Annotated in this window: 5 protein-coding genes and 1 pseudogene; all 6 read right to left on the bottom strand. The window is 40.4% G+C overall.

The window, feature by feature from the left end:
• Window positions 1-471: 471 nt before the first annotated feature.
• A pseudogene (locus tag DW915_RS15020) lies at window positions 472-682 on the bottom strand (hypothetical protein); the annotation flags it as partial.
• Window positions 683-702: 20 nt separating this feature from the next.
• A complete protein-coding gene (locus DW915_RS15015) occupies window positions 703-2445 on the bottom strand; it encodes an extracellular solute-binding protein (RefSeq protein WP_118742409.1) in 1743 nt (580 codons plus the stop codon).
• A complete protein-coding gene (locus DW915_RS15010) occupies window positions 2442-4151 on the bottom strand; it encodes a sensor histidine kinase (RefSeq protein WP_082425020.1) in 1710 nt (569 codons plus the stop codon). The genes DW915_RS15015 and DW915_RS15010 overlap by 4 nt, the downstream gene beginning before the upstream one ends.
• Window positions 4114-5673, bottom strand: coding sequence for a response regulator transcription factor (locus DW915_RS15005; RefSeq protein WP_117802723.1), 1560 nt, complete (start codon window positions 5671-5673; stop codon window positions 4114-4116). The genes DW915_RS15010 and DW915_RS15005 overlap by 38 nt, the downstream gene beginning before the upstream one ends.
• Window positions 5674-5820: 147 nt before the next feature.
• The gene (locus DW915_RS15000; RefSeq protein ID WP_118742408.1) at window positions 5821-6657 is read right to left on the bottom strand and encodes a carbohydrate ABC transporter permease; all 837 of its coding nucleotides are present in this window, start codon (window positions 6655-6657) and stop codon (window positions 5821-5823) included.
• Window positions 6657-7499, bottom strand: a complete 843-nt coding sequence (locus DW915_RS14995; protein WP_055222160.1) for a carbohydrate ABC transporter permease — start codon at window positions 7497-7499, stop codon at window positions 6657-6659. The genes DW915_RS15000 and DW915_RS14995 overlap by 1 nt, the downstream gene beginning before the upstream one ends.
• Window positions 7500-7642 lie beyond the last annotated feature (143 nt).

Genomic DNA, 7642 nt, shown 5'->3' with positions numbered 1-7642 from the left:
GATTATTATGGGATATTTTTTAGGGCAACACAATCCGTCGAATTATTTTGCACTTACGATATTCATGTTAATATTGTATTTTTTCCTTAGATAAAGGTTTTCCCGGAATTACAAAAGCTATAGCAATTCTTTCTTCGCAAAAAATTCTCCGCGGCACTCTCCCATCCTGGAAGAAAAGCCGCGGAGAAATAAATATATTTTCGGTGTCAATACAAAGATCATTAATCTTTACACCACTTTACAACTTTTTCATAAAAAATATCGTACAGAGCTTTCTGATGTATAATGAGTTTGCTCCAAAACATTCCAAAGGAAAGTGACCCTGTACGACAAAGACATTATACAACGAAAAGACTTTGACTGGTAGACTTCACAAATATTTTTTGATTTATTTTGAAACTTTTTCTGCTCCAACGTAAGTAGGTAATCATCCGTATCTGTTTTTTTGTTTTTTATTCTGCTACAATCTCCTTTTTCTTCAGAGATATAAGCTTCCGCTGTCTTCTCAAGCGGTTCCTTTGTCTTCTACAATGTGATCCAATGCAGCCAGCGGCTCAAGTCCTTTCTCCTTCGCGATTGTCGCACGTGTGCGGCGCTTTGGACGATATGGGCGATACAGGTCTTCTACTGCCACAAGCGTTTCCGCTGCCAGAATCTGTTTCTTTAATTCTTCTGTCAGTCTCTGATTAATATCCATTCTTTTTAGTTCTTTCCACTTTCATAGGCGTTCTGCACCCGTTCGGTCAGCACTTTTCCACCGTTTGCATACCATTCTGCCACAAAAGTATCAAAGTAATCCACTGGTTTCTCCCCACTAATGATCTGAAGAAATGCTTCCTGTTCCAGTTCCTGTAATTCTTGCGGAATTTCTGCATTTACATTTTCCAGAGGCAATGTCGATGTACTTGTTATTCCTGCCTTCTGCAGTTCCCCCACAGCCTGAATTCTTGACGCATACGCCGCCCATCCATTCGCGGTTGTCAGCTGTCCATTCAAGTAAGATTTGCATGTATTAAAATAAGACTTTTCCAAACCGCTAAGCTCTGATACATCAAGCGTCTTATCCAGTGCTGCCTGAATATGTTCTGTCGTACGGTAAAGTGCATCCTCATAATCCACATTAATATTCAGTGGCCGGGCCGTCGGATCTACATTAATAGAAAAATAATCATTCACTTCTCTTGCCGCACTATCATTTGCATATCTAGACTGATCAAAAATCGCACTCACATACTTTGCTACAATTTCCGGATGCTCATATCCTTTACGCACCACCACATACATCCACTGGTCATACGATTCAAAAACTGATATCTTCTGCGTCTCATTTACCTGTTCTTTGTCTAAAAGATACGGTTTCCACTCTGCATTTGAATCGACATTATATGCTGCACTCAACGGGTTATTCGGAGCCCACCAGCGTCCACAGATAGCACCGCAATGTCCGGTTTTTAACAAATCATCTATGTTTTCCGTCTTTCGTAGCAGGAATCTCTGGTCGAGTATCTCATCCTCATATAGATTGTGAAGTTTCAAAAGCGCTTCTTTTGTTTCCTGTGTTACTGACCCATAAACTACATTTCCATTTTTATCCAGGATCCAGTGACATGGCATTGCACCGGCATGTATAAAAGTTGCATCCACTCCATAAGTCTGATCCGCACCGGCAACCACGTCTGTACTACAGGCAAGGCCGATTGTCTGACCGTCTCCTGCTGCATCCTGTTCTACAAATGCCCGGATCACTTCCAACGCTTCTCCTACTGTTTCCGGTTCCTTTAATCCCAACTTCTCAATCCAGTCTTTCCGCAGCCAAAGAAGCGGAGTTCCATCGTCAATCACCGTATTCGGAAATGCATATAGCTTTCCATCCACGGTTGCAGACTGTAAAAGAGAATCTCCATAACTTTCATACATTTCTTTGATCGTATCTGTCGTACACTCTTCATACGTTTCTGTAAGTTCTTCGATCAGGCCTGCTTCAATCAGGCGGAGCAGGTTATCTCTTCCCTTCACAACAAGCACGTCTGGAATATCACGATCTTCAATCGCTACATTGACCGCCTCTTCATAAGTATTGCCATCCTGCAATTCAAAGACATCTTCATTCTGAATATTAAGTATTTTCTTCAAATATCTCGTATATGCATTATTTTCGTACGTATTTCCTACAGGAAGATTCGAATTATTCGCCCCTGCAATCTTGCCAAGTGTATAGGTAACAGTCTCAGGATATTTCCCAAGTGGTGTATGCATCGCTTTATACATCAGCTTTCTTTTCACTTCAACTGCATTGCTTACACCAGACTCACTTTGGGATGCTTCTAACTGTTCCATCTGTCTTTGACTTTCCTTCGTCTCAAAATAGGTTCCGCACCAAAGCATCAGCAATAAAATTAATGCAAGCTGGGCTGAGAGAATTCGCTTTTTCATATCGTTTTTCATAACACCTTCGCCTCCGTGTTCTTCGGAATCCGGATAAAGACCCGCGTTCCTTTTCCTGGAGTACTTTCTATCTTCATCTCACCTTTTTCTCCATAAAGGACATGGATTCTGTCACAGACATTTCGCACACCATAACCGGAGGACTGATATGTCAGAATCTGATCCGCCTTCTCCTGCGTCATTCCCGCACCATTGTCCCTGATTTCAAAGAAAATGTGCTCAGCCTCTTCACGAATCGTCAGCCACAACGTCGGATTCTCATTATCTGACACATCAATTCCATGATCGATTGCATTTTCTGCAAGTGGCTGCAGGATCAACTTCGGTATCAGATAATCATTAAGACCATCCGAAATCTGTTCAACCACACGGAACTCGTTATCATGCATAACAAGTTGGATTTTGAGATATGCACGGATGTTATCAATTTCTTTTGCCACTGTAGTCATTGTTTCACCACGATTTAGGCTTGTCCGATAATAAGTAGACAGTGCCAATGTCACATGACTGATTTCATCCTCCCCCGCTTCAATTGCTTTCCAGTTGATGATTGAAAGCGAATTATAAAGGAAATGTGGATTGATCTGTGCCTGCAGTGCTCTCATCTCACTGTTCTGAAGCTGGATCTTACTCTCATATACTTCTGAGATCAAATGGTTCATCTGATCCATCATGCGCCGAAATGACCGGATCAGCACACCCACCTCGTCTTTGGATTTACTCTGCACGGTAACTTTACGAAGTCCCATATTGATCAGGTTCATATTTTCAGTCAATAACTCCAACTGCGATACCATACGGAGAGAAAAAACATATCCCAGAAAACTCAGAAGAAGAACACTGATCAAAATAATCGGAATATTTTTGAGCAAAAGCTTATGGATTGCGTTTTCACTTACTTCCTTTGGACGATAGATATAGAAATTCCATCCTGTATCCTTCATTGTCCGCTGTACCAGATAATAATTCTCACTGATATCTTTCGGACTCTCAATATCCTTCGGACGATATTTCTTATCCATAGAACACTCGGCATAGACAATATTTCCATTATCATCCTGAATCATGCCTCCTGTATTATCTGTAAGCTGGCTCATGAATGGTTCAAGAACTTTTTCATAATCAAGACGCATCTCCAACACCGCTTTGATCGTATCATTGTCATAGAATTTCCGACTGGCAATGATTGATTTATTCACACCGCGAGTGATGCTCCACTGCATTAATGTTCCCTCATTCAACCTGGAATACCACTGTTGATTCTCCGCTTCCGACATTGGAAGAAGTGTATCTCCATGTGGCACTTCTATATTGTCAGAATATAATGTAATGCTCTGGATCTCTTTGTGGTAGATCGTCGGCATCTGCAACAGTGGATCAGCCACCTTCACATATTTCAAATACTTCTCATAATCCGACTCTGTCTCCACATCAAAAATATTCCTGAGATTTTGAGAATAAGACAGATAATCAACCAGGTTCTTATAGATCTGAGACTGATTCTCAATCGAACTCACTGACTGTTCCAACATTTTCTCCAGATTGTACTGTTCCTTCTCTCGCAATTGATTCATCATGCCATACTGCATGGAAAAAGCAAGGAATCCTACCGGAACCAGTCCTGCAATCAGCATCAAAACAGACAGTTTTTTACGAAATTTCAGATTTTCAAATCGATGGATCAACTTCCGTATTTGTTTTTTCATCCGCCGCTATTCCTTTCCTGCATGCTTCCGGTGTATCTCCGAAAAACTCTCTGAAACTTCTGCAGAAGTATGAGTTATTGGAAAATCCTACTTCTTTCGCAATTTGGGAGATTTTCATATTCGTTGTCTCTAAAAGCTCTTTTGCTTTATTCATTCGCACTTCACGGATAAAACGGTTCAGTGTCATCCCTGTTTCTTCTTTAAATACAGCACTTAAATACCCCGGTGACAGAAAAACCATTGCGGAAAGTGTCTCTGCTCCCAGATCCTTTTCCTTATAATGGTGATAAATATATCCCTTCACGGTTGTAACTTCTGATCGGAACCCATCTTCCTGCTCTTGCATGCAATGTTCATATTCCTGAAGTACTTCTTCTACTATAGCAATCACATCATTAAGGTTTCTGCAGCGATATAATCGATCCACTCTCTTTGAAAGCATCTTTTCATCCAGCCCTTCCATCTGGTCGAGCAATTCTTTCATAATTCCAGAAAATACAAACTTTACATACATATCCGAAAATTGCTTATGCGCACGATATTTTTCTTCCAGTCTCTGAAAATCCTGACGGAGATGTGGCAGATCTTTATATTGAATATCTTTCGTAATCTGTTCCATGATTTCAGAATCTTCTGCCGGATCAGCTTTCTTCTCTTCCTGCTTCTCCCCGTGGAAAAACAGATGCTGACGTGGCTGATAGAACTGCTCTTCTAACATTCCTTCCAGCACCTTAAATTCCTCTGCCAGATTTTTTCCATCTTCGATTTCCTCACTGACTGCAAAATAACATTCACTGTCAAACTGTTGCGCAAAAAAACGATACATTTTCTCTACGATTCCATGATAATCTGCATATTTTTCCGTGAACAAAAAGATAGATTCGTTCGAATTCAGATTCACATAATGAAACTCTCTCTGCACCTCTTCCTTCAGGCTCATCAGGAAATGTTCCTCTTCCGTTTCGAAGAATCCATTTGAGGCACTGACAAGAACCATACGGGTAAATTGGGACAGATCATCTTCCATTCCATCTGTAAGTTTCTTAAACTGAACAAAATCTTCCTCTTTTCCCCCATACAGATATTTCAGTAAAAAGTATTTTTTCAGATAATCTTCTTTCTTTTCCTGCTGCTCTTTTTTCTCTATCTTAGAAGAAATATTTTCCATCACTCGTTGAAAAGTCTTATGGAATTCCTCCGGATCAACCGGCTTCAGAACATAGTCCACAACTCCATACCGCAATGCTTCTCTTGCATAAGAGAAATCATTATATCCGCTGAAGATCACGATTTCCATATCCGGATGATCTTCTCTCACTGCTTTCGTCAGCTCCAGTCCATTCATATAAGGCATCTTTACATCCGAAAATAAAATATCCACATGGTTTGATTCTAATACTCCCAGTGCATCCTTTCCATTCGTTGCTTCTAGGATCTGGAATTCTCCTTCCTCCCTCTTTAACAGAAAGCGGATTCCCCTTCGCTCCAGTTTTTCATCATCCACGATCAATATTGTAATCATTTCCCCACTCCTCCCACACGTTCACTTTACATTTTCACTATTCCTTTTATAACGTCCGAAAACAGCAGGGAATGTTCACTCACTCTCTGCTGTCTTTTTTTAATTTTTATAATTCTATTTTAATTCATTTTTTAGACAATGTCCACACTAGCCTTTAACCGCTCCGGCTACAACGCCTTCGATAATATATCTCTGGCAGAACAGGTAGAAGATGATAATCGGCACAATTGCAAGAACCAGAGTTCCCATCATTGCTCCCATATCTACAGAACCGTATCCACCTTTCAGATACTGAACTGCCATCGGCACTGTCTTATATTTTCTCTGATCCAGTACAAGTGATGGAAGCAGGTAGTCGTTCCAAATCCACATTGCCTGAAGAATTGTAACTGTTACGCAAGTCGGCTTTGCAATCGGAAGTACAATTTTAAAGAATGTCTGGGTTGGTGTGCATCCATCAATCATTGCAGCCTCTTCAATCTCCAATGGAATGGATTTCATGAACCCGGTAAACATAAAGACGGAAAGTCCTGCACCAAATCCAAGGTAGATCACAACCAGTCCCCACGGATTTCCCATATGAAGCATATTTGCGATCTTGGATAATGTAAACATTTCCATCTGGAATGGCACGATCATTGCAAACAGGCAAAGCATGTAAAGGATCTTTGTAAATTTTGTCTTCACGCGGCAGATATACCATGCACACATGGAGCAACATAAGATAATCACTGCTACAGATAAGATTGTGATAAATAAACTCCATCCAAATGCCTGAATCAGCCGTGTCTGCTTAATACCACGGATATAGTTCTCTAATCCGACATACATCTTTCCGGTCGGTATCTCGAACGGTGCTTTACTGATATAGACTTTTTTCTTAAAGGAGTTGATAAATACCAGTATGATCGGATACAGATACAGCAGGCTGAGTAGTGTAAAAATAACGGTTAATAATGTACCATGTTTTACTTTTTTATTCATTACTGCTGCACCTCCTTTGATGTTGTCAGTTTATTCTGGATCAATGCAATCACTCCTACGATAATAAAGAAGATAACTGCTTTCGCCTGTCCTACACCTTCCCAGCCAGTTCTTCCATAGAATGTATAATAGATATTCAGGGCAAGCATTTCTGACATCTTGTCCGGTCCACCGTTTGTCAATGCAAGGTTCTGGTCGAAAAGTTTAAATCCGTTTGTAAGTGTCAGGAAAGTACAGATTGTAATGGATGGCATAACCATCGGAATTGTAACATATCTTAAAAGCTGTACTTTATTCGCTCCATCAATCTGTGCTGCCTCGATCAGCTCTCCAGGAATATTCTGGATTCCTGAGATGTAGATGATCATCATGTATCCAACCTGCTGCCAGAGCATCAGGATAACCAATCCCCAGAAACCATATTTTGAAGAATATGTAAGTGTTTTCTGGAAATGTGCCAGAATACCATTTAATAACAGCTGCCATACATATCCAAGTACAATACCACCGATCAGGTTCGGCATAAAAAATACAGTACGGAAAATATTGGTTCCCTTAATATTCTTTGTCAAAAGCATTGCTACCGCAAATGCAAAAATGTTGATCAATAATACTGTCACAATTGTAAATAATGCGGTAAACCAAAGAGAGTGAAGAAAATCTCCGTCTCCAAGGATCTTTACATAGTTGCTAAGTCCAATAAATTTAGCGTCTGTCACCGTTGTGAACTTGCAGAACGAAAGATATACGCCTAACACAAACGGTGCAAGGAAACCTATCGTGAATGCAATCAGCGTCGGCAATACAAATACCGGAAAATATCTCTTTATTGCTTTTTGCATGTTCTTCTCCTCCTGTCTTTCTTTTCTGTAAAAAGCCTTTCTGCGCCTTTGCTTTTCACAATTCTAATTACATAATTTCAGCCTGCCCCGGTATGCTCGTTGGCAGGCTGTTTGATCTTCTTCTCTATTTCACAGCTTTTTTA

This window comes from Blautia sp. AM42-2 (genome assembly GCF_003480245.1).
Lineage (GTDB): Bacteria > Bacillota > Clostridia > Lachnospirales > Lachnospiraceae > Fusicatenibacter > Fusicatenibacter saccharivorans.
The sequence above is the reverse complement of the archived record's forward strand: the minus strand, read 5'-3'. Positions and strand labels throughout refer to the sequence as shown.